The sequence below is a fragment of the Flavobacterium xinjiangense genome, from assembly GCF_900142885.1.
Classification (GTDB): Bacteria; Bacteroidota; Bacteroidia; order Flavobacteriales; family Flavobacteriaceae; genus Flavobacterium; species Flavobacterium xinjiangense.
Map to the genome: position 1 here is coordinate 42,693 of NZ_FRCL01000017.1, position 24,728 is coordinate 67,420.

The 24,728-nt window shown below is 38.0% G+C and carries 15 protein-coding genes; 5 read left to right on the plus strand and 10 right to left on the minus strand.

Translation table 11 applies throughout. From position 1 onward, the window contains the following. Together BUC23_RS17560 and BUC23_RS15685 are read right to left on the minus strand one after the other, a co-directional pair. Positions 1–3,932: beta strand repeat-containing protein (locus BUC23_RS17560; RefSeq protein ID WP_167365595.1), on the minus strand; the 3,932-nt coding region annotated here is incomplete at its 3' end. Between the two features lie 13 nt (positions 3,933–3,945). Continuing rightward, positions 3,946–9,645: a beta strand repeat-containing protein gene (locus BUC23_RS15685; protein WP_073211148.1), complete on the minus strand. Its 5,700-nt coding sequence runs from the start codon at positions 9,643–9,645 to the stop codon at positions 3,946–3,948. A 611-nt stretch (positions 9,646–10,256) separates the two neighbouring features. Here BUC23_RS15685 and BUC23_RS15690 point away from each other — a divergent pair. The 5 genes from BUC23_RS15690 (at position 10,257) to BUC23_RS15710 (ending at position 16,806) form a co-directional block, all read left to right on the plus strand. Beyond that, positions 10,257–11,024: a fibrobacter succinogenes major paralogous domain-containing protein gene (locus tag BUC23_RS15690; RefSeq protein WP_073211150.1), complete on the plus strand. Its 768-nt coding sequence runs from the start codon at positions 10,257–10,259 to the stop codon at positions 11,022–11,024. Positions 11,025–11,041: 17 nt separating this feature from the next. Continuing rightward, positions 11,042–12,385 (plus strand): TlpA family protein disulfide reductase, encoded by a 1,344-nt coding sequence (locus tag BUC23_RS15695; RefSeq protein ID WP_073211154.1) that lies wholly within the window; start codon positions 11,042–11,044, stop codon positions 12,383–12,385. A gap of 137 nt (positions 12,386–12,522) precedes the next feature. Next, complete coding sequence (locus tag BUC23_RS15700; protein ID WP_073211157.1) at positions 12,523–13,134, plus strand: hypothetical protein; 612 nt, start codon at positions 12,523–12,525, stop codon at positions 13,132–13,134. A gap of 593 nt (positions 13,135–13,727) precedes the next feature. Then, complete coding sequence (locus BUC23_RS15705) at positions 13,728–16,403, plus strand: PAS domain-containing protein (protein WP_073211161.1); 2,676 nt, start codon at positions 13,728–13,730, stop codon at positions 16,401–16,403. Next, on the plus strand, positions 16,396–16,806 hold the full coding sequence (locus tag BUC23_RS15710) for a response regulator (protein WP_167365596.1): 411 nt from the start codon (positions 16,396–16,398) through the stop codon (positions 16,804–16,806). Before BUC23_RS15705 ends, BUC23_RS15710 begins: the two co-directional genes overlap by 8 nt. 512 nt (positions 16,807–17,318) lie before the next feature. Here BUC23_RS15710 and BUC23_RS15715 read toward each other — a convergent pair. The 8 genes from BUC23_RS15715 to BUC23_RS15750 all read right to left on the minus strand — a co-directional run. Then, positions 17,319–18,803 (minus strand): carboxypeptidase-like regulatory domain-containing protein, encoded by a 1,485-nt coding sequence (locus BUC23_RS15715; RefSeq protein ID WP_073211166.1) that lies wholly within the window; start codon positions 18,801–18,803, stop codon positions 17,319–17,321. Positions 18,804–18,836: 33 nt separating this feature from the next. After that, positions 18,837–20,240: a CsgG/HfaB family protein gene (locus BUC23_RS15720; RefSeq protein WP_073211168.1), complete on the minus strand. Its 1,404-nt coding sequence runs from the start codon at positions 20,238–20,240 to the stop codon at positions 18,837–18,839. Between the two features lies 1 nt (position 20,241). Further along, on the minus strand, positions 20,242–20,643 hold the full coding sequence (locus BUC23_RS15725) for a curli production assembly/transport component CsgF (RefSeq protein WP_073211171.1): 402 nt from the start codon (positions 20,641–20,643) through the stop codon (positions 20,242–20,244). Between the two features lie 17 nt (positions 20,644–20,660). Further along, positions 20,661–21,389: a curli production assembly/transport protein CsgE gene (locus BUC23_RS17755; RefSeq protein ID WP_244153836.1), complete on the minus strand. Its 729-nt coding sequence runs from the start codon at positions 21,387–21,389 to the stop codon at positions 20,661–20,663. 9 nt (positions 21,390–21,398) lie between these two features. After that, positions 21,399–21,929, minus strand: coding sequence for a hypothetical protein (locus tag BUC23_RS15735; protein WP_073211174.1), 531 nt, complete (start codon positions 21,927–21,929; stop codon positions 21,399–21,401). A gap of 300 nt (positions 21,930–22,229) precedes the next feature. Next, positions 22,230–22,958 carry a hypothetical protein gene (locus BUC23_RS15740; protein WP_073211177.1) on the minus strand — a complete coding sequence of 243 codons (729 nt, stop codon included), beginning with the start codon at positions 22,956–22,958 and terminating at the stop codon, positions 22,230–22,232. 649 nt (positions 22,959–23,607) lie between these two features. After that, complete coding sequence (locus tag BUC23_RS15745) at positions 23,608–24,180, minus strand: Crp/Fnr family transcriptional regulator (RefSeq protein WP_084538378.1); 573 nt, start codon at positions 24,178–24,180, stop codon at positions 23,608–23,610. A 172-nt stretch (positions 24,181–24,352) separates the two neighbouring features. After that, a partial coding sequence (locus tag BUC23_RS15750) for a DUF4249 family protein (protein ID WP_139259931.1) occupies positions 24,353–24,728 on the minus strand: 376 nt, incomplete at its 5' end.

Sequence of the window (24,728 nt, forward strand, 5' to 3'; positions counted from 1 at the left end):
ATAACTTTGGTATCCACATAATTTTTTGTCGCAGCATCAGTAGCGATTGCTGGATCGGCAAGGTTTACGATTTTTTTGCTTCCTAAATCAATGTCCGCTGTCGCTGCAGCAAAACCACTCAATGCAATGGTACTTTTCGAAACATCGGAGGCTTTCCCCGTGGCATCCCCCACAAAAAGGTTACCTGCAGTCAGGCTAATATCTGTCGGAACGATAACCTTCGTGTCCACGTAGTTTTTTGTCGCAGCATCAGTAGCGATTGCTGGATCGGCAAGATTCACGATTTTTTTGCTTCCTAAATCAATGTCCGCTGTCGCTGCAGCAAAACCACTCAATGCAATGGTGCTTTTCGAAACATCGGAGGCTTTCCCCGTGGCATCCCCCACAAAAAGGTTGCCCGTAGTCAGGCTGATATCAGTGGGTGCGATAACCTTCGTGTCCACATAATTTTTTGTTGCCGCTTCCTGTGCTGCTGATGGATCGGCAAGGTTTACGATTTTTTTTGTTCCCAAATCAATGTCCGCTGTTGCAGCAGCAAAACCACTCAATGCAATGGTGCTTTTCGAAACATCGGAGGCTTTTCCCGTGGCATCCCCAACAAAAAGGTTGCCCGTAGTCAGACTGATATCAGTGGGTGTGATAACCCTCGTGTCCACGTAGTTTTTTGTTGCCGCTTCCTGTGCTGCTGATGGATCGGCAAGATTCACGATTTTTTTGCTTCCCAAATCAATGTCCGCTGTTGCAGCAGCAAAACCACTCAAGGCAATGGTGCTTTTCGAAACATCCGATGCTTTCCCTGTGGCATCCCCCACAAAAAGGTTACCTGCAGTCAGGCTAATATCAGCCGGAGTTATAACTTTGGTATCCACATAATTTTTTGTCGCAGCATCAGTAGCGATTGCTGGATCGGCAAGGTTTACGATTTTTTTGCTTCCTAAATCAATGTCCGCTGTCGCTGCAGCAAAACCACTCAATGCAATGGTACTTTTCGAAACATCGGAGGCTTTCCCCGTGGCATCCCCAACAAGAAGGTTACCTGCAGTCAGGCTAATATCTGTCGGAACGATAACCTTCGTGTCCACGTAGTTTTTTGTCGCTGCGTCTTGGTTCGCCGTTGGATCGGCAAGGTTTACGATTTTTTTTGTTCCCAAATCAATGTCCGCTGTCGCTGCAGCAAAACCACTCAATGCAATGGTGCTTTTCGAGACATCGGAGGCTTTCCCTGTAGCATCCCCCACAAAAAAGTTACCTGCAGTCAGGCTAATATTAGCCGGAGCGATAACTTTGGTATCCACATAATTTTTTGTCGCAGCATCAGTAGCGATTGCTGGATCGGCAAGGTTTACAATCTTTTTTGTTCCTAAATCAATGTCCGAGGTCGCCGGTGCAAAACCACTTAGCGCGATGGTACTTTTCGAAACATCCGATGCTTTTCCTGTGATATCCCCAACAAAAAGGTTGCCTTTAGTCAGGCTAATATCAGTTGGAGCAATAACCTTGGTATCAACATAGTTTTTTGTAGCAGCATCCTGAGCTGCTGATGGATCGGCAAGGTTATTCATTTTGAAACCACCAATGGAAATATCCGCTATTGCCGCACCTAAATCACTCAATGGAATGGCGCTCTTTGGCACCGAAGTAGCCTTATTTGATAAATCACCTACAAGCACATAACCCATTGCCAAGTCCAAATAAGCTGGAGTTGCCGTTCTGGTATCGACATAGTATTTTGTCACCGCATCCTGATCGAATATTGGCTCCGCTAAAAAGCTGATTCTGAATTGTGTTCCAATATCACCCATAGAAATATCATCAGTAGCTGTGCCAAAACCGCTGATCGGAATGAGGTTCTTTGGAGTGGCAGCTGCTTTTCCCATTGCATTACCTACAAACAGGTTGCCACTAGACAAAGAAAGCAGCGAGGCAGGGGTAATAAAAAGATCATCAACGTATTTTTTTGTCGCCGCATCCTGTGCTGTTACCGGGTCACCAAGGTTATTCAATTTGAACCCTCCGAAGGAAATATTTGTTGCGGCGGCATCAAAACCGCTTAGAGAAATGGTATTTTTGGCTACGGCTAATGCGGTATTTGTGGCACTTCCAACAAACAAATTTCCTGAGGGAAGGGGAATACTGGATGCAGGAACAGTTTTGTTATCCACATAGTTTTTTGTCACAGCATCCGCAGGGGCTACTGGCTCTGCAAGGTTGTACAAAGTGAATCCTCCGATGGAAATATTTGCTTGTGCCACTCCAAAACCGCTTAGCGGAATGGTATTTTTGGCAACGGCAGATGCATTATTTATTGCATTTCCAATGAGAAGGTTTCCTGTGGGAAGGCTAATATTAGATGGAGTTAAAGCTTTGGTATCCACATAGTTTTTTGTCGCTGCATCCTGCGCCAGGGTGGGATCCAGCAGGTTGCCAATTTTATAATTTGTTATCCCATTACCTAACGAAATATTTGCGGTTGCGCTTGCAAAACCACTAATAGGCACAAGGTTTTTTGAAACCGCTACCGCTTTATTGAAAGCATTCCCCACAAACAAACTATTGTTGGGTAATGCTAGAAGAGCTGGACTTGAAAATAAACCATCAACGTAGCTTTTGTTCGTTGCATCGCTTCCAGTAGATGGATTGGCAAGATTTATAATTTTACGATTTATAATCCCGTCACCCAAAGAGACATTATTGGCGGGATTGGCAAAGCCATCGAGAGTGATTCCTGCTTTGTCTAGTTTTGCTTCGGTAACAGCACTGTTTTTAATCGTTAGGTTTCCGTTGCTGGCCATTGTTGCGTCACCGGATAGAAGAACAGGCACCGCTACATTGGAGGAATTCCCTACGAAAATTCGCCCGTTGGGGAGGAAGTTATTTATCGGCATCCAAACGGTTCCGTCGTATACATATAATTGGTGATCTGAGGTGTTATAAAATAAGGATCCTTCTTTTACACTTAATGCCAATGGATCTGGATTGACCGTGCCTAATGGTGTCGACCCATTTGTGGATACTTCTACCCAATTCCCGTTAGCGTCCAAAACGTACAATATGTTGAGATCCGTATTAAAAAAAAGATCCCCCGGCTTACCCCCCGTTGGCATATCTGCCACCGTACCACCAGCAGTAGTAGATCCACTGATATTGGCCCATTGTGAATCGCCATTTCTCATATACAGTGCCTTCTCTCCGGTGACATAAAAAATGTCACCCATTTTGTAAGCAATAGGCAACGTAGATATGGTTACTATAGGTGCCCAAGCTGTACCATTAAAAACATAGAGATGTTCGCTGTCAAAAAAGGCTTTAACTATATCACCAACACTTCCAGCAGATGCGCTGGAAAAGGGACTAGAATAATTAGTTGAAATGTCCCCATCCGAAACTTCCGTCCACCCAGAATTTCCTAACTTATATACTTTTGAATCGGTTGAATTAAAAACAACATCGCCAATAACATTAGATCCACTAGGAAGCGAAGTTCCTGAACTAAACTTTGGCAATTTTGCATCGATGGAAATGGTTGCCGTATTTAAAGCTGCAATAAATGGCCCCTGTGGAGTATTCGCGGTAATTAAGGGAAATCCGCTATTGGTGGGTCGATAGATAATTCCTGACCCTAAAGAAGGTGTATTTGAATCAAAGGCCTTTGAAATGGTCTGTATATCAACACCTATTACACCCTTTAGCGTCACTATTTCGAAAGTATTTCCGTTTGAATCAATAATTCGATCCCCCACTGCCACATCTGTGGCGCTAAATATTCCAGACGCATCAGAAAAAACTCCATGAATTGAATAATTGACACCTCCAGGAGCATCAAGATAATTAATGCTCAACTGACCATTAAATTGCTTTAATGTTTGGGCATGAACAGATAATTCAAAAAATAATAAAACAAAACCAGTAATACAAATTTTGAATAATTTCATATTTTTCTCCATTTCAAAGTTTTAAAGTAACATAAAAACGCCCACTGTAAGAACCTACACTTACTGTTTTTAAAGTAATACTACCACTTCCGTAATTAGTTATCGACCAGTTACCACCAGTAGTATTCGAACCAATTATTGAATCTGCAACCGAAGGATAAGTCAAGTTAATAGACCCAATAGAAACAGTTGGAATCATTACATCAGTAGCACCAGTATTCCACCTATTCGCGGCATCTGTAATTGTTATAAAAAAATCATTTCCAACCGGATTACCCAATGCAACCTTTGTAGTCACAAGTCTAAGATAATTCAGATTTACCCCCACCGGTACGGTTATCGTTAGGGTGTTCGCACTCCAAACGCTAGTAACACCTGTTCCCGTGGCCACAACAAATATATTGGTATCACCGCTCGAAAAATATGTTGCGAGTCCCCCACCCACACTTGAAGGAGTAACCCATGCCGCATTAGTACCAGCGCCGTTAACTGTCAATACTTTGTTGGCATCGGCAGCACCTGCTATAGTCGCCATCTTATCCAATTTAGTTTTATCGGCAGGGAGCATCAAACTTGCATCGACAGTCGATCCCGCAGGGATAGTGGCATCCGCACCGGTATCTGAGACTACCACTCCATTTGCTGGGGAATTGGTATAGCTTAAATTAGTCAATCCCCCCCCCCCTGCATTCAGTGTATTGCCCGTAAAAGACAATCCAGTACCCAGGATAATTTCGCCAACGGTAGTTCCTGCCCCCGAACCCAACAATTTGCTGGACGTCATGGTTTGCATCATACCATAGGTTACTTTATTTGCACCAATCGTGGTTGCGTTGCCCACAGAGGTAACATCGCCCGTTAGGTTGGCGTTTGTTGTCACAGTTCCTGCCGTTAAACCTGAAGCAGTTCCTGTAATATTTGTTCCAACTAAAGCAGTTGGAGTTCCTAGAGCCGGTGTTACCAAAGTTGGCGAGGTTGAAAAAACAACTGTGCCTGTTCCAGTCTCATCCGTAACCGCACCTGATAAATTTGCAGAAGTAAATGAACCTAAAGAAGTAGCATTCCCTACCGAAGTAACCATACCGGTTAAATTCGCATTAATGGCATTATTCCCGTTTAGTTTTTGAATAGCTTGAAGAATGTTATCCGTGGCACTTACAGTACCTGCACCACTGGTATAAGTAGTTAATACCTTACCTATAACAGCTGAATTCGTTAATGTAGCGACGTTGCCTACACTTGTAACTTCGCCCGTTAGGTTGGCATTCGTTGTTACATTTCCGGCAGTTAAACCTGAAGCAGTTCCTGTTATGTTTGTTCCAACTAAAGCTGTTGGAGTCCCTAGAGCCGGTGTTACCAAAGTTGGCGAGGTTGAAAAAACAACTGTACCGGTTCCAGTCTCATCCGTAACCGCACCTGATAAATTTGTAGAAGTAAATGAACCTAAAGAAGTAGCATTCCCTACCGAGGTAACCATACCGGTTAAATTCGCATTAGTGGCATTATTCCCGTTTAGTTTTTGAATAGCTTGAAGGATAGTATCCGTTGCACTTACAGTACCTGCACCACTGATATAACTAGTTAATACCTTACCTATAACAGCTGAATTCGTTAATGTAGCGACGTTGCCTACACTTGTAACTTCGCCCGTTAGGTTGGCATTCGTTGTTACATTTCCGGCAGTTAAACCTGAAGCAGTTCCTGTTATGTTTGTTCCAACTAAAGCTGTTGGAGTCCCTAGAGCCGGTGTTACCAATGTTGGCGAATTTGAAAGCACCACGCTACCCGTTCCGGTTTCATCACTCAACAAGGTCCCTAACTGCGCCGATGTTGATGTTACCGTAAACTGCGATAACGGCTGAGACGTTAATGCGTCTCCAGTTCCGGCTGAACTCCATAATGCATTTGTTCCGTTAGTACTTAAAATTTTTCCGGTATTTCCCGTTTGTGTTGGCAACAAATTGTTCAATCCCAAAGTTGCAGTCGGAGCTCCCGTACCACCGTATGCCACCGGAATCAACGATCCATTCCATGCACCTGACGTAATTGTTCCGAGAGTCGTAATAGATGAGGAACCGCCTGACGGCGCACGTGTTGTATCTGTTGGATGCACGTGATCTGATCTGGAAGAGGTTTTTGCTATTCCTGGAGACGCCGAGCCATCAACAATCGGATTCGTCGATGAAAGCTGGCCAAGAACAAATGCAGTAGTGGCAATTTGGGTCGTATTTGTATCAGCAGGAGCCGTTGTTACTGTCAATGTGCCTCCCGAGAGAGCCAAACCGGTTGGCAGGCTAATTTCCTCGGGATCTCCGATTCCTGCAGAGCTCCGCCCTAATAATTTATTTGTGTTTATGTTTTGTAATTTGGCAAAGGTAACCTTATCATCACCAATTGTGGCAGGTCCTGTAACATCTGCACTGCCGTTAAAGACCCCAGAAGTGTATGTGACGTCACCTGTCATACCTATAGTTCTAGCAGTTTGCAACGTTCCTGCGTAGCCTGTCGTGTTTGCATTTGGTAACGCAAAATCCGTTCCCGCTATCGCTATACCAGGCTGTCCCGTTCCGGTAGCATTTTTTAAAATCCCTGTGCTTAGCCCCGCAAGGGAAACCCCATTTATTTTAACGACACTAGGCAAGTCGGCGGTTCCAGACAGGTCTCCGGCTAGCTTAACCGCACCCTTGACCGTTGCTGATGCATCAACAGTAGCGGCAGGCGACCCATTACTCGCTGAGGTAATTCTTCCCTTTGCGTCAATCGTGATGTTCGCCAAAGTATAACTGCTCGATCCTGGCCCCACATTACTCAAGCCTATCGAAGGATTCCCCGCAACACCATCTCCATTAGCTATCGTCAAATCAGACGATACCAAAATGGAACGCGCTGTAACTGCCCCTGTCCCTGTTTTTGTCAGAATCCCATTTCCAGCAGCTACCACGCCAGTAAGTGCTGAATTTGAATCCTGTTTAGCCGTAGTTTTTGTAGTAACATAGTCTGCGACTGCCTTAGCGGACGGATATTTAATATCAGAAAGTTCATCAGCCGTTACGTTGGTACTTTTATTTAATTTATCCTCCTTTAAATCCAATTCCGTTTGGGTAGCCGTACTCACTGGCTTGTTTAAATCGCTGATGTTGTCCACATTGCTCAGACCTACATCTGTTTTTTTTAAGCTGACCGTTCCGCTATATCCATTTACACTCAACACGCTTCCCGGGGCGACTATTTGCACCCAATTGGCAAGAATTGAACCAGGGAGAACGGCCAAGACATAACTTTTACCCTCGTCCGTCCGAATTGCCATACTACCCACTGATGGGCTTGGCAAACCAAGCATTTGCACCTGAGAGTTCACAACATCCACCGATGAAACTGAAATCGGGGGAAGTTGGCTGGTGGGGATCTTGCCCCCGGCATCCAGTGTAGCCACTCCATTAACAACCCCCATTGCTGTTTTATCTATTTTCGTGTCAAGTGCGACTTTCGTTGCATCGCTGAGGGGTTTATTTGCATCGCTAATGTTGCTCACTTGATCCAAGCCTAAATCCGTCTTTACCTGCGCAGGGGTTCTTTGCTGCAACGTAGTTGCATCTAATGCTCTGATAAAGTTACCAGCAGTATAAGATGTGATTCCTGTTCCTCCTTTAGTAACTGGCAAATTTATGATGATGGGTTCTTTTGTCGCCAAGCCTGGAACTATTGGGGCGGTAGCGGTACCCCCTAAATCTCCAGCAAGCTGGATTTTACCTGTTGCCAATGCTGTTGCATCGGGAACTCGAGGCACACCAGAAATGGCTGCACTCACCTGAGTATCTACATAGGTCTTGGTCGCCCTTTCGGAGGGGTACTTAATATCTGAATTGGCAGCGAAGGTGCCATCGGTACTTTTATTTATTTCATCCTCCTTTAAATCCAATTCCGTTTGGGTTGCAATACTCACTGGCTTGCCCAAATCACTGCTGTTGTCCAAATTGCCCAAACCCAAATCTGTCTTAACCTGCGTAGGGGTTCTTTGCTGCAACGTAGTTGCATCTAAGGCTCTGATAAAGTTACCAGCGGTATAAGATGTAATTCCTGTACCGCCATTAGGTACCAGTACCGTTCCGGTTACCGAAATTGCAGAAGTAGCAGTTGCTGCATTACCTGTCGTGTTTTGATTCAATACAGGGAAATTGGTCAGTAAGGATGCACTCCCTGTTGGGCGCAAATAGTCTGTTCCTGCGACAAAATTACCGACTCTATAATCATTTGCATAGTTAGTATTTGCGGCATTGTCTCCGGTATTGGTTCCGGATAAATTGTTTCCGGTCACATTTCCAGCAGCAGCTACCGATGTCGGTGTGATAGCCCCTAACGTTAACGTTATAGCTGGCGTTGTTGTTGCATTGGCAACAACGCCAGAGATACCATTAGCAGTTGTCAGTGCAACTGAGCTTACTCCCGCGGCTGTACCAGAATATTGCGGAATATTTAATGTGTTTCCTGTTAAAGTTGAAGGACCACTAGTTCCAAATGAAGTAAGCGATATACTACCTTGTTTGCCTGCTAAATCCGATGTTAAATTTAAAACTTGTGATTGAGGAATAGTTCCCGACAATCCTGCTGCAGTACCCGTCGTGTTTTGATTCAATGTCGGGAAATTGGTTAGCAAGGCTGCACTTCCTGTTGGGCGCAAATAGTCTGTTCCCGCCACGAAATTAGCAGCTCTATAATCATTTGCATACTTAGTATTTGCGGCATTGTTTCCGGTATTGGTTCCTGATATGGCATCTAATTTGGTTTTATCGGCAGGGAGCATCAAACTTGCTTCGGCAGTCGATCCTGCTGGAATTATGGCATCCGTTCCTGTATCTGAGACTACCACTCCATTAGTTGCGGAATTGGTATAGGTTAAATTAGTTGACCCTCCACCGCCAGTGCCATTAGCTGCAGCGGTAATTCTTCCCTTTGCATCAACTGTAATATTCGCACTTATATAACTTCCCGGATTAACGCCGGTATTTGATAATCCCAACAAACTGGATGCTGTACCATTTCCAACTAGCGAAGCATCAGACAAGGTTTTTCCGCCGCCGCCAATCAATGCTGAAAAATCCACTTGACTATTTCTTGGACCAGATATGGAAAGTATGGGACCTGCAAGACTTAACGATTGGTTAAGATCACTCAGACTAACCGAATTCCCATCTTTAATTGATAAATTATACGCAGAATCAAAACTAAGGATGGGCGGTGTACCACTGCCCGACACCCCTTTTGGACCAATCAATTCTATGCCGTTTAAAGGCCAGTTTCCCGACATTTTTGGTCCATATAATACAGCACTGACGGTATTCAGATAGAAATCGCCATCTGAACCAATTGCTGATGAAGGATTAGTCCCTCCGTTTAAAATGGTATTTGCATTTGTTCCTCCACCTCCTGCTTTCAGCTCCGAACTAGTTGCCAGTCTTTGCCACTGACCATTCGTATTGTAATAAAAACCTGGAGAATTATTTGTTTGATAGATCAACAAACCATTTGCAGGATTATTGATTGCATTACGCTGCGAAAGCGACATCCTTGGAATCAACACCCCTTTAGAAGTAGACAACACTTCAAGTTGCGCACTATTATCTGGCTCATTTGTTCCTATTCCTACCTGAGCTTTTGCGCTAAATGCAAATAAAAATCCGATAAGAATTACATAATATTTAATCGCGTCACTCATATATAGTTAAAGATTACAAGATTTATTATTCCTGCTGTAGTGTAGAAACTTAATTCCAATAATAATTTTTACACTACCAGAATTCAACAGTCTTATTTTACATATTGAACAGATATTGCAAAATACCGAAATTTGAAATTAAAAATTATAGACATATGTCTAAAAACCAACTGCTGATTTATCTATTTACTTCAACGAAAATAGAGTGGAGTAATCAACTCTGAACATAATAGTCAATGGCGTATAAATGAATTAAGCTTTTTAGACATATGTCTAGTGCATTCCGCTTGATATTTATAAAATTTGCAGTTAAAAATTCGAAATAAATCATCCCAAACCTATGCATTTATTACTGTCTACTGAAAATGAAGTTTAAAACCCATTCCTACAACACCAGATAGGAATCAGCGAATTTAAAAATCATTTTATTGTATAGAATCCAAACTAAAAAAATCTGCAGGCAACTTTTTTCACATCACTTATACTGACGATAAAAAAATTAGAATTTTTTAACTGTATTTATAAACTAGTAAATAAAAAATCGAGCTCCTTTTAAAAATTATTAGTAGAAAAAACTAAAAATTTCTATACTATTCTATAGATAACTGTAAATGACACAAAAATTCTTTATTATTCTGTTTTTTAGTTTCAGCGTACAGTGGCAGAAATTGCAATACAGTTCATATGTTCTATCTTATGGTTTTAGCGTTCGTTGCATCAAGAATATTACAACCTATGCCATTTGTGACAGCAGCGCACCTACTCTTGTGGTTCCTATTGTCTCCAGTAATGAAAAAAAATGGATGGACAATAACCTGGGCGCCAGCTGGGCAGTTACAAGTAATACCGACTACGGAGCCTATGGTTGTCTGCACCAGTGGGGGCGCGGCAATGACGGGCATGCTAGCATAACATGCACTTCCGCCATCGTGGGAACGTCCGTGGACAGTAGCACCACCACGTTGGCCACTACCGACACGACCGAGCAAGCCCTATTTATTACCAATGGTATTTCACTTTATCATTGGAGAAGCAACAAAAACAGCACGAGATGGCAAGGACTTGCCGGTACCAATAACCCCTGCCCAAGTGACTATCGCATTCCTACGAATGCAGAGCTAACTAAGGAGTTTACTGCCTATAGTATTACTAATAGTGCCATGGCCTATGCTAGCGGTCCCGACGGTGGATTCAAGCTTGTACTTAAAGGCTTTTGCTCATATGATAATGGTTTAATCTGTTATACAGGCAGCGGAGGCGTTCTTTGGAGTAGTGCATTTAATAGTTGTAATGCCTTCTACAAAACCTTCTTTATCGGAAGTATAAGCTATAACGATGACAGCCGTGCGTACGGTTTTTCTGTTCGTTGCATCAAATAAAATAAACAATACCCTAAATGAAAACAGTTTTTTTTATCACATCGTTTCTTTTTTTGACGGCAAATGCGGTACAGGCCAAAACACGCTACCATATTCAGGGGCAATTACCACAAAATAGCAATACGGATTTAAGCCTCAAGGGTTTTGGCCACCAAGGTGATACCTTGATTGCCACCACCAAAACAGATGATAAGGGAAAATTCATCATTAGTTATCCCACTAACTACAGAGAGACGGCCGTGCTGGAAATTAAGCCCAGCAAGAGCGTCATCCTGTTATTGGATCACGAAAATTTTGAAATACAATGGGATAAGTTAGAGGATTTCACGAGCTTGAAGTTTACCCATTCGCAAGCCAACGACTCTTTTGGTCAAGGACTGGAATTGTACCAGGAAAATGAAAGAAAAAGGACTGGACTTAGCTATTTGTTGCCCTTTTATGAGGATTCACAGATTATGCTGTTGTTGCAAAAGGGACTCGAAGTACAGGACAAGAGCATGCTCCAATTCCTCACCGATTTGCCACAAGATTCCTATGCAACTTATTATCTAAACCTACGGCAGACTCTGGCCGATATACCACAAACGGCCAGCCGCTATATAGAAAGAATACCAGAGCATGAAAAAGAGTTCAATAGTATGGCTTTTGGAAACGAGAAATTGATTCGATCCGGCTTACACAAGCAATTATTTGAAGGGTATTTTATCTTGCTGGAAAGTTATGGCGGCAAGCAATATACCCACATGAATGAAAGTATCGATGCCATAATCAAAAGTTTGCAATCCCAACCGACCTTGTTGCACCAGGTAGCCGAAAATTTATTTATCCTGTTGGAAAAACGGAGTTTGTTTCCGGCCGCCGAGCATCTAGCTCTGGAAATGCTATCAGACGATTCATACCAGATGGACGGCAAGTCAAAAATATTGTTTGAACAGTACCGCAAAATAGCAAAAGGAAATACTTCACCTGAATTGCAATTTGAAAATACAAAATCCTCTTTTACCAAACTTTCAGGAATCAAGAGCAAATATAAGCTAGTCGTCTTTGGCTCCAGCTGGTGTCCTAAATGCACTGAAGAAATAGCAAAAATTAAATCGTTTTATTCACAATGGAAAAAAGACTATGATCTTGAAGTGATTCTAGTTTCATTGGACAATGAAAAAGAAAAATATGAGACATTCACAAAAGATTTTCCCTGGATTTCAAGTTGTGACTTGAAAAGCTGGGAAGGGCCTGGAGTGCGTGATTATTATATTTTTGGCACCCCTACTTTGTATTTATTGGATACCGATAATAAAATTATGTTGAAACCCATTTCGCCACAACAAATTCAGGCTTGGCTAGAGATGGTAAAAAAATAATAGAAATGACAATACAAAATTATCAGCCAGTGTCAACTTTACTTTTATTCCTTACACACAAAAAATCATTATTAATCACAATTATCCAATTACAGTAGCTTTAGAAGCATCCATAAGGATAGTATTGCACAAACAAAATGAACCAATTTAAAACAATTTTAACAGTATTGTTAACGCTTACCATCTTTTTAGGGTATAGCCAAAAAGACACCTATGTTTCCTTTAGCTCAGGTTTTGACGTAAAAAATGAGGTTATAGGAAGTCCTCCTACTAATAATAAACCTTCCTTAAATTATCAATTCCAATTTGGTATGGTAGGTAATAATGTAGAGGTAAACATTGGTTATGAAGCGTTTCCAAGACTTGATTTTGACAAGTATACATTAGGCCTGGGATATCATTTCCATCTCTATGGCAATGCTTTAAGACTTCCTATACATACCGTATTTATACCAAGTATTGAACCCTCACTAATTGGAAGGCACGGTACCTGGGGTGGAGCACTATCGTATAATCAAGTATCGTCACACTTGTCCTTAGGATTAAACTTGACTTTTAGATGGCATCTAACTGAGACTACTGCCTTTGAATACTCGTTTAATGCTTTACCAAGAACCGATTTAAGTGCGATGTATGGCGATATGTCAACAATAGATCATACTTCAATTGGGGGAGTCAGAATTGTTGGCAATAATTTTCTTAAACTTACCTATATGGTCCCAGTAGGTCAAAACAATAAAACCTATTAGATAGTGAAGTAAAAAAGGGTAACTTCTCCCCTAGCAGCTTTAGTCTTGCAATGCAGAATCCTGATCTGTCGTACTTGTTTGCAAACTTACAATATAAATTAATTTTTAGACTTTTGTCTATTAAAATCTGAATCTTCTTGCTGATATTAGCACCGTAAAATGATATTAGAATTAATAAGATAAATCTATTAATAATGTTTTTAGACAATTGCGGATATCGCAATTTTTTGCAGAAATAGACAACAAATTTATAGAATTTTTATTTTTTTTACAAGATGAATTCCAAATAGTTAAGTAACGCTATTGCTCTATTTAGGACTGCAAGCATAATATATCTTTACACGCCAATACGACTATAGGTTAGTGAATGAATAGAACGAGGGGAAAATTGATGATTCTAATACAAATTAGCAAAAAAATCAAATTGATTGTTAGGCAAATTAGTAAAAATTTATAAAAACAAGAAAAAAATAGTAAGACTAATCTATTAATTCGACTAGCTACCACTTTAGAAATTATACTAGTTAAATAAACTTAATGTCAAAATAGTTTTCATCGATGCATTTGAAATTAAAAATAGCACCAAAAACATAATGGAAAATTTCAATTATGAGAAAGTTAGAAAAAAAACAACAGACTCATTTAAAATTAATATCGAAAAAAAACCTGAACCTAAAAAATTAGGAAGACTAGGTAAGATTGGTTTTGTGGAGTTTAATCTACAAGATAATTCGCTGTATTGTAGTGATGTGGTATACAAAATCCTGGGAAGAGAAAGAATATCTCATATGTCGAGTTGGGAAGACTATATTAAACACATCCATCCGGACGAGCAGGAAAATTACAAGAGGGAACATGCCGCTTTTTTAGAAGGGTCAAAAGATTTTAATCTCGAATATCGAATCATTTTACCAAACGGTGTGATAAAGTGGATACATGAGTGCGGTGAGCTATTAAAAGATCAGTATGAAAATAAAATTTGCTGGCAAAGAGCACTGCAAGATCTAACAGAATACAAAAAATATATCGATAAGTCGACTCAAAACGAGTCGCTGTATAAAAGTTTCATACAATCGCAAACCAATTATATAATCAGAACAGATCTTAAAGGATCATTTACCTATTTCAATGATAAATTTCTAAAAGATTTTGGTTCGCGATTTGAAACCAAAAGTATTCTTGGCAATAATTCTCTGTCTTCTTTAAAACAATATCACCAAAACAAGATAATTGCAGTGGTAAAAAAATGTCTGAAACATCCCAATGAAATTTTTCAGGTGGCTATTGACACAAGTGATACAATATCTACCTTGTGGAATTTTAGCAGTTTAACGAATGCTGAAGGCGAACTAGAAGAAATCCATGGTTTTGGAATTGATATATCCGATAGGATGAATGCAAAAGAGTCTTTAATAGAATGCGATGCCAGATACAGCCTTGCATGTAAAACTACCTCAGATGCTATTTGGGATTGGGAATCCAAGTCAAATCGTTTATTTTGGGGTGATGGCTTCACCACTTTATTTGGTCTCGATTCAGGAGTATTTAATTCTGATAGAAACAAATGGGAATCTCATCTTCATCCCAAGGATGCGGCAACGACTATCAATGACATTAATGCAATAATTGAAGGAACAAGCAACTATTGGCATGCTGAGTACCGCTTTAAGAAAGGAGATGGAAGCTATGCCTATGTTATTGATCGAGCCATAACTATTCGAGATAAAAAAAACAAGATTATTCGCATCGTTGGAGCTATTCAAGATATCACAGAGAAAAAAAAATTAGAACTTCTACTGGAAAAAGTGACTTCTTTATCCCGAATTGGGAGTTTTGAAATTGACTTTATGAAAAATGAGGTCTATTGGTCTGATATGGCGAAAGAAATACATGAAGTAACATCTGACTATATTCCTGATATAAATAATATATATTCCTTTTATAAAGATGATGTAAACCGTTATAGCATGGAACAGTCATTCCAGCACAGTGTAAAAAATAACGTGCCTTTTGACATTGAAACACAAATAATCTCTTCTAAAGGGATTGAACGATGGGTAAGAGTAATCGCTGTCCCAGAATTTTTTAACGGAAAATGCCTGCGAATCATTGGTAGCTTTCAGGATATTGATCCCATAATTAAGATAAAATCAGAAGTCTTAAAAGCAAATGAAGAAAAGGAGTTTATTTTGGAAAGCATTGGTGATGCTTTTTTTGCTCTGGATTATACCGGAATGATTACCTACTGGAATAAGCAGTCTGAAAAATTACTAAAATTTTCAAAAGAAAAAACATTAGGTAAAAATATATGGAAAATATTCCCGGATGTTGTAAATTCTTCTCTTTTTACTTTCTATCAGAAATGCATTGAAGAAAAAAGAAATCAGCATTTTGAAATTTATGTTGATTTAATGAACATATGGTTTGAGGTGACCGCATATCCTTCAAGCAAGGGGATTTCTGTATTTTTTAAAGATATTTCGTTACGAAAAAAAGCTAACTCTACCTTACTAAAATTAAATAAAAGCTTAAAGAAACAGACTAAAGAACTGCTTACAGCTAACAAAAATATAGAACAGTTTTCGTTTATACTATCCCACAACCTACGTGCCCCAGTAGCCAATATAATTGGATTAGTTAACCTAATGGAAAGCCAAGATTATTTACCTGAAGTAAAAGAAACGCTATTAAAAGAAATTTCCGATAATGTCAATCGTCTGGATAACATTATTATTGATTTAAACACTATCTTACAGATAAGATCAAATATTTCTCTTAGTAAACAGGATGTTAACTTAGAAAACCTAATCAGTTGCATTACACAAGGAATACAAAACCTGATTGAAAAAGAACAAATTCAAATTATAACCAGATTCGAAGACATACCCGAATTAGAAACTGTTAGATCCTACTTACACAGTATCTTTTTCAATCTGATAACAAATAGTATTAAGTACCGCAAACACGATTCTTTACTTTTAATTGAAATATCTTCAGAAAAAAGCACAGAAGGTGTTAAAATTATTTATCAGGATAATGGATTAGGAATAGATCTGGCCAAAAATGGAAAAAAAATATTCGGACTATATCAACGATTCCATTATCACATTGAAGGTAAAGGGATGGGCTTATTTATGGTAAAAACACAAGTAGAAACATTAGGGGGGAAAATTACCGTTTTAAGTGAAGTGGATAAAGGAACCCAATTTATATTAGAATTTAAAGATCATAACTCAAATTTAACAACTCTGGATGAAAAAGATGACTAATTTTATAATAGTTGATGATGACAATACGAGTCTTCTGATTTGTACATATACAATTCACAAATTTAACCCTCAGGCTAAAGTAATAACGTTTACAGAACCGGAAATAGCATTGGACAAAATTGCGAAAGGCTTTGGAAATTATAATGAAGATATTCAGACTATTCTTTTTTTGGATATTAATATGCCTACTATGACCGGTTGGGATTTTTTGGATGTATTCAATAATTTTGATTTTAAAATAAAGAAAAGGTTTCTTATTTACATCTTGTCCTCTTCTATAGAAGATTTTGAAAATAAAGCAATAAAATATCCTTTTGTAACTGGTTATCTATCAAAGCCCCTAAAGTTACATTACTTGCAGGATATTTGTAGTTCTCAAATGCCTAATTTAATTAACTATTAAGAAAAATATTTTGTTAGCAAATACTTTTGTCCTAAAACGATAGGCAGAAAATAAGAAAATGCACTGATTTGATTTACAGATAACAAATATTAATGTTCAACTTCTTTCAACCTCATTTAAGAAAAACCTTAGAAAGAACAGTTACTTGCACTCTCTATTTATTTTTATTCAATTTTTAAAGTTTTTCGAGGACTAAAATCATGAATTTTAGAATCCACATTTTAATTGTCATACAAAGTTATTGAACCCTCACGTTCCAAAAAAATTAAGTCACTAGGGATTTTTAAACCCCTTTCCTCTGCCCTTTTTAAAAGTGGTGATTCTGCAAACAAAGCGTATAACCGATTCTTTAGATAATGTGGAAGACCTGCTTTAACTCAAATATCTTTTAACTAAAACCCTTTCTTCAAATGAATTAAAGGACTCCCGAAATAGGGTCAATTTATAGGTAATAAAAAAGCTAGACCATTTTTTAACAGTCCCGCTTTTATAAACAAACAAAATCCCAAATTTTACTCCCAGTCTGGCATGATAACACCGCTAAATAAAAGTTTTCTCGAAAGTGTGAGTCCAAGCGTAAATTTCATTATTTTATTGGTAGAAAACCCATCATTAGAGGTACTTAAAAATAAAACTTCCGCGTCATTTGGTGAGTATCTCACGTCTAAATCTAAAGTTCCTGCCGCTTTTTCTACATCAAGTTCCGATGTAAAACCGGAATCAAAATTACATTCAAAAATTCGCGTGTCTAACTGCCTGTAATTTATTTCTTCAAAACCTGAAATATCTCTTGTAAATAATAATTTCTTACCTGTAGCTGAAAAATTCAACCCCCCTATTGCGCCATTGACCCCGGATATTACCGTATTAATTACTTCTCCCGAAGTATTAATTACATAAATTTCGGCATTATAACCGTTAGTGCCGTTTACCTTTAGAGCGATTTTATTGCCGTCAAAACTCCAATCGCATTCCGAAATAAATTTCCCATTAGGCGTTTGAAAAACTTTGGTCAAACCGGTACCATCACTATTTATCCGGTATAGTTTATCAAAATAAGGATACAAAATTTGATTTCCCGATGTATTCCAAGAAAAATTGATAAACTCTGAATTAAAACCAGCAACAGGAACGGCATTGGTTACTTTAAAAACTCCAGAGCCATCCGGGTTCATCGTGTAAATGTGATTTTGCGATCCGTTTGCCCTAATGAAAGCTATTTTTTTGGATTGATTATTTTTTCTCGGCCTCCAACTGTTTGCATCGGAAGCGGTAATTTGCAGTTCATTTCCCAACTCATCTCCTGTGTAAATCACATTATTACTATTCACTTTTTTTACAAATAAAAACCGATTATTTGGAAAAGATTTGGTTGTAAATGAACGTACCGAACTCCAAACAAGAGGATTTATACCATCCGATGCTGAAACCTGCCAATAATACTTAGTGCTATAGGCAAGACCCAATGGAGTAAAAATGGGAGAAACGATATTCGAATAGACAATAACGTCGCTGTTGGCATCATTCCTCAAAGTGATTCCATAAGTCAATTTATCGTTATCCAGATCGGAATCTGACCATGTCAAATTCAAACCAATATTTTGATTTATATCATTATCTAATGGAAAAAGCAAGGTTGGAGTTAGTGGTGACCTATTGTTGGTGGCGGTCGAAGGCTTGAGTTCAAAAACGATGGATGCTGTACCGTTCGCACTTACCGTTGCCTTCTCCGATTTTGAGGTATAATTTTCTATCTGGGTTTGAACGGAATAATTCCCCACTATTGCTTTGGAAATCTTAAAATTCCCGTCCTTGTCAGTAAAAACGATACTTGTTCCTGGAGTTGTAAATACTTTCACGTTTGCCAAAGGAGAAAAATCGATGGCGTTAACAACTTTTCCCTCAATTGAACCAAAATCAGCCTCTGTTATTCTTTCTTCACTGCACGAAAAAAGCATTACCAAGAAAGTCATGCAAATTATATGTGTATATTTCATTATTTTTAAATTATTGTATTTTTCAAATAATTATTATTTTAGTGTATTACCGCTGCCCTTATCCTCCTTAAGAATTTTTGATTTATTCTTTGAAAAATAATAGGTCAAGCCCAAACCAAAACGGTAGTAATAATCATTACGTATCCCACTTTTTATATAGTCGATATTATCGCTCAAATTCAGGTTTTGTTCCCCGTACATTTTGATTCCTATTTTATCGGAAACCAAGTATTCTAAACCCGCTCCATACTGCAATTTGAAATGCAAGTTCTTGAATGCTTTGTTTTCTCCATAACCAAATCCTCCATAAAAAAAAGGGCTCAGTTTATCCTTGGGCAACAAAATCAGCTCCGCATTAAGATCAAAAGTGGCATAACCCACATCCAAACGATCTTTATTTGCCAGTTTGAATGCATTGGTGGAAACACTTAGATCGAATCCAGGAGCAAAAAAATATTTGAGAGCTCCCCTTCCCATTGGCCTTAAAAGCGGATTAATATAATCCCCATTTATCAATGCAAGTCCTCCAGAAATTTCTACTCCATATCTAGATCTACGCTCCTTCAAGGATCTGCCGTATATAGCCGCTGCACTCGCTCCGTCCTTTTCTTCACTGTATTTTGACATTACAGCATCCACCTCTGGTTTAGGAGCACCCGATTCCCATAGGTTGTCTTTGATTCCTTCCAAAACCAATGACGTTACCGCCTTTTCAATGGCCTCTGTAACCGCCATTTGAATAGGCTCATTTGTGGTGTATCCTGTTTCTACTTCCAAGAGTCTTTTGAAATCAACGTATTTAAAAAGACTTTGGTCAATTGCTTGGGACAGTATCGTTTTTGACACATAAACCGATTTCAGTATTTTGCCGTTTGAAGTAGAAATAACCCGAAGATAGACAGTTACCCTGTCTTGTCTATATTTCACGGAACCTCCGCTACCAAAGTATCGCGCACCAAAACCACCCGTGACTATATTGGAATCGTAGGAAATAATCCCTCCTTCAAGTAAAACTCCCGCATAAAGCAAAGGAGTCATTTGAATTTCATTTGAATTTGTACTTTTTGAATATTCCTGTCTGGTGGAGCGGATAAGATTCCTTTCCTGAAGCAGATTTCCAATATTTTCCCTCTCGATGGGCACAAACCATTTCGAATCTTCAAGTGCTTTAATTAATATTGAAGTGGCGCCTTGAGTTACGGCCGTACTGAAAGTACTTCCGCTTTCCGAAGCTTTATATTGTCCTGTTTGGTCTCTAAATTTGTAGATTCCCACCACGATGGGTTCCTTGGGTTTTGGAAGCGATTGCAGCGACGAAGTTGCCGAAGTATTTTCGCCAATAATTGCTTTTTCAATTCCCGTAGGTTGATTATAAAAAGCTCCACAGCCAAAAAGCAAAAAAAGGAGCAGAACTCCTGAACAGTATTGAAATCTCATATTATTTATTTGGAATGATAACTTGCGTTTGATCTCCCGTATTGGTGTCCAAAATATCCAGGGTCAAGCCCGTCGTTGCAGGATAGATCTCGACAGAGAAACTCCCAAAGTTGTAACTTCCAGCAGAAAAACCGGCCGAACCAAATAATCTGGAAAACATTTCCCGCGAAACTTGACTCAAAAATTGTGAATTTAACTGATCCGTGAATTTTTCCAAATCGGTTTTTTGAACAGTTGGAACTACTTTTTCCTTAAATGTCTTTTGAGAATCCGCAGAACTCAAAAGCCATTGGTAATTGAACGTATCACCCCCAAAAGCGGGGTTTATGGGTTTATAGACTAATCCTTGAGCTTTTAAGGAAAGCGATACTAACATAATGACTACTAAAAATTTAACTTTCATAATTTAAACTTTCTAATTCAATATTGGATCAAGTATTTCTCCTGATTTTCTAAATTTTTAAAATATAAAATTGTGGCATAGATAGAATTGTCTACAATTTCACTCATAAACTCGTCGTCTGGTCTGGCCATAAATTCGTAGATTACTTCATTACCTATTACAATAGTGATGTTTGTATTTCTTCCAAAACTTAGTTCTTCTCCAACAACAACAATCTTTGAGGAGTTAATTTTTTCGTCATTATACCGATTAAAATAACGGTCATAAAAATCTTTGCCTAATTTTGTTTTTGTTTCATTCGAAACAATACCCTTCGTTTCAAATCCGTCAAGATCCAGAATTTGCAATTTCTCACTTTTGGCATCATTCAAGACCACTCGGTCCTTGCCTATTAATTGTTTTTTTTCGTTATAAAAAAGAAGTAAAACAATCACTTCATCCTCTTTTTTTAAATTAATCAGGGCATCGGATACTTTTTGAGTTTTGTTCGCCTTTATACAAACCAGTCCTTCCTGAATGCTATTAGATTGATTCTCTGAATTGCTTCTTTTATATATTATTGATAATTTATACGAAAAATCTTGAGCTAGATTCGATAAATTTTCCGCAATCCCCGATATTTTAAGATTTTCTCCTACTTTTTCGATTTCAATTTTAGCTTTAACCACCGTGTTTGTCGTCTGGGAAAACGAAACTCCACAAACAAGCATCAAAACCAATAATTTGTTTTGGACAGCAATTCTCATTCTAGTCCTTTAATTACTAATCACAATTACGGAAGCACCGCTTCCCGTTTGTGTTATTTTCATGTTACTCGAAATAGAATTCGCCCCAATGGTTTGGATTGTTAGGTCGTTTCCGTTTTGCATAGTTTCCATATTCATATTATACTGGCTATACAGCGCATTATTCATTGTATTATTACTTTCTCCCTTTTGTTCTACTTTCACATTAACCTTACCTCCGGACATCTTAGCAAATTCGTAAAAATTATAATCTCCTTCTTGGTTAATTTGTATATCCATGGTCTTCGACGTCACATTGACGTATGCAACGTTATAATCGCCTACTTGTTGTATTAGAATTCCATTCCCCGTCGAAAGGTATGGTGGCGGCTTCGCTTTTTCAATATCAGATGTAGCTCCATTTACATTTGTTAAAATGATAGCCAAGTCTTCATTAGGTACAATGACTGAGGCATCAGAACCGCTGGCGCTTTTCTTTTGAGAAAAAACGACTTGGGAAAAGATCACGACAAACAAAAAAATGAACCTTTTTAAAGACATTACTTTTATTAATTATTTGAGTTTAATTCACAAAGCCTTGCTTCGAGAAAGTATTATTTATAACACCTGGATTTTAAGGTAAACAATTACTTAAATTCAAAATTCTACATTAATTTTTCTATAGTAAAAATAGTATCCAAACATATTCCTACTTCACCAAATTTAAACATGAAACATTAGACAAGTACACCCCTGAGCCAAACTCAGAGGCGCAAATGAAATAAAAAAAAAAAAAAAAAAATCACGACCTAACATTACTATAACACAACATTCAGATCGATCAAATTACATTCATTTAAATTACTGAGCTTGAATTACAGTAGACAAGTTCCCAAATCCTTTTTGAGCCAATTGAGCATAATTACCAAACCCATTTTGCTCCAATGTAGATTTATTTAAACTACCCATTTGAGTAGAAACACCTGTGTTACTGCCCACCCCTTGTTGCAAAGTACTAGCAATATTAGCATCTCCTGTTTGAGTTTGAGACAGATAGTTACCAGACCCTCCTTTTTGTACAGATGTAGCAGTATTAAAGTTTCCAGATTGAGATTGAGTCGCCGTACCATAAGACCCTCCTGTTTGCGTAGTGCTAGCTGAATTCGAGTTCCCAACTTGCATTTGCGAAGACGCATTACCCGTTCCTGAAGTTTGAAGAGACGCAACTAAATTGTTGTTTCCACTTTGTAATTGAGTCGACGAACTGCTTGACGCACCTGTATTTTGAGTTGCTGACGCTGTGTTCTGCAACCCAACTTGTGTTTGATAAACACTTAAGCCGTTTCCAACTTGCGCAACCGTGGCGGCATTAGTATTCCCTGTTTGAACCAAATACGCACTACTTCCATTACCATTTACATCAATACTACCTATGTTAGACTTCCCAGTCTGGGTAATATTAGAAGTATTAGCGACATTAAACACCCCTTGAACTGCATTGTTTTGAGTAACATTTGCAACGTTACTCTGCGCCACAACAGACGCCCCTACTAAAAGCATCGCGCAGATGCAAAAATTCACTTTTTTCATAAAAATATTAAATTAGTTAATGTTACAAATTTTAAATAGAACAATTACAACAACGGTCTACGAAAGACTTTTTCATTAATTGCACAGACAAAAAAAAAAAAAAAAATCTGCAATAAGCCAATAATTAAACTAGGTATCAATAAGAAAGGTTTATCTTTCTTATTAAATCTAAAGCACACGGCTAACAGATTTTAAAAAATCAGATTCTGTATCTATTTAATCCAATTAATAGGACTTTGGTAAATTTCTTTCCTACTTCTAAATAAACATTTTGCTTATTCTAGTTTTTAAAAACAATAGAATCATAATAGATACCACCAAATTTAGTCTACAAAAGTCAAGAACATATAATGGAAAATACTAGACAAATGTCTAAAAAAACACATTTTATAATTGAACTGAAGAACTTCAAATGAAACTTTTCAAAACTAAAACTATTATAGTTTGAATCGATCGATAGGTAGTGGATTTTAAAAATCATGCAGAGCTGGTGCTCGATATTTAAGATATCAAGTCGTATTTTTTTTCCTATGGAACATAAAGTAAGTGTCATTGTAATCCTAAAATAAAATTTTCCGAAAATCAAATAAATTTTAATATCCACTAATATTTACTTAAAAATTGTTTTATAGAATATTAAGAAATGGAATTAGAACACATTTTTTTTCCTAATTCTACTTAAAGACTGAGGCTTTATACCGATATAAGAAGCAATATAATACTGCGGAATTCGTTGTTGGACCTCGGGGTATTTTTTGATAAAACTTTCGTATCGCTGCTTTATACTTTCTTTATAAAATGACTTTAATTTTCTAACAACATCTATAATTTCGTGCTCCAAAGCAAGCCTTCCAAACCGTTCTCCATTTTCAACATTAGAATAAAACTGTTGCAAATCGCTATAAGAAATAACAAAAACTATACTATCTTCTAATGCTTGAATATTTTGCACCGTTGCTATTTGCGGAACAAAACTTTCATAATCTGTGATAAAACAGCCTTCATTTCCAAAATAAAAAGTTTTTTCTTCCCCTTCTTGATTGATATAGTATCTAAATAGACCTTTTTGTACAAAACAGATGTGAGTAGAAATCTGACCCTCTTTTAAAAAATAATCATTTTTTTTAAATTCTCTTCTATGAAAAAGTTGTTTAATAATAACTAAATCTTCTTCTGAAAGTTTAATGTATAATTTTATTTTTCTAATTAATTCTGTGTACATGATTTTTATATAATGCGTGGTCAAACTGAATTGCTATTCGAGACATGTTCTAAAATTTCTCTATTAGAACAAACCACAGTGCTACCTAATAAAAGAAAGAGAACAATCAAATATCACCAAACAAAGACACAACCAACTTGATTATTGCTACTTAATAATTATATATATTAGTTTATTGGATTGTATAATTTTTCACATCGACTTCACTTAATCTGAAATATCCTAAAGGATAATTATCAAAATTCGATTGATTTTTTATATTTCCCTTCACATTTGCAGGTGGAGACTGAAAGGGTCCCCCGCTTGAAGTTCCCGAAACACTTAATAGTTTACTCATGTAATTAAAATACGTTTTTGATATTCCATAGTGGCTGATTTCAACTTGCTCGCCCGCTTTAGCATCTTCCTCCAGAACAAGACTAAAAAAGGTATTTCCCTGAAACAACAAATCATCATCTAAAGAATATTCTGGCTTTAAGTTTTTGGTGAATTTGTATTTGTAGAGATAGTAATTATCCTGAACAGCAGGATCATTGAAAAAAGTTTTT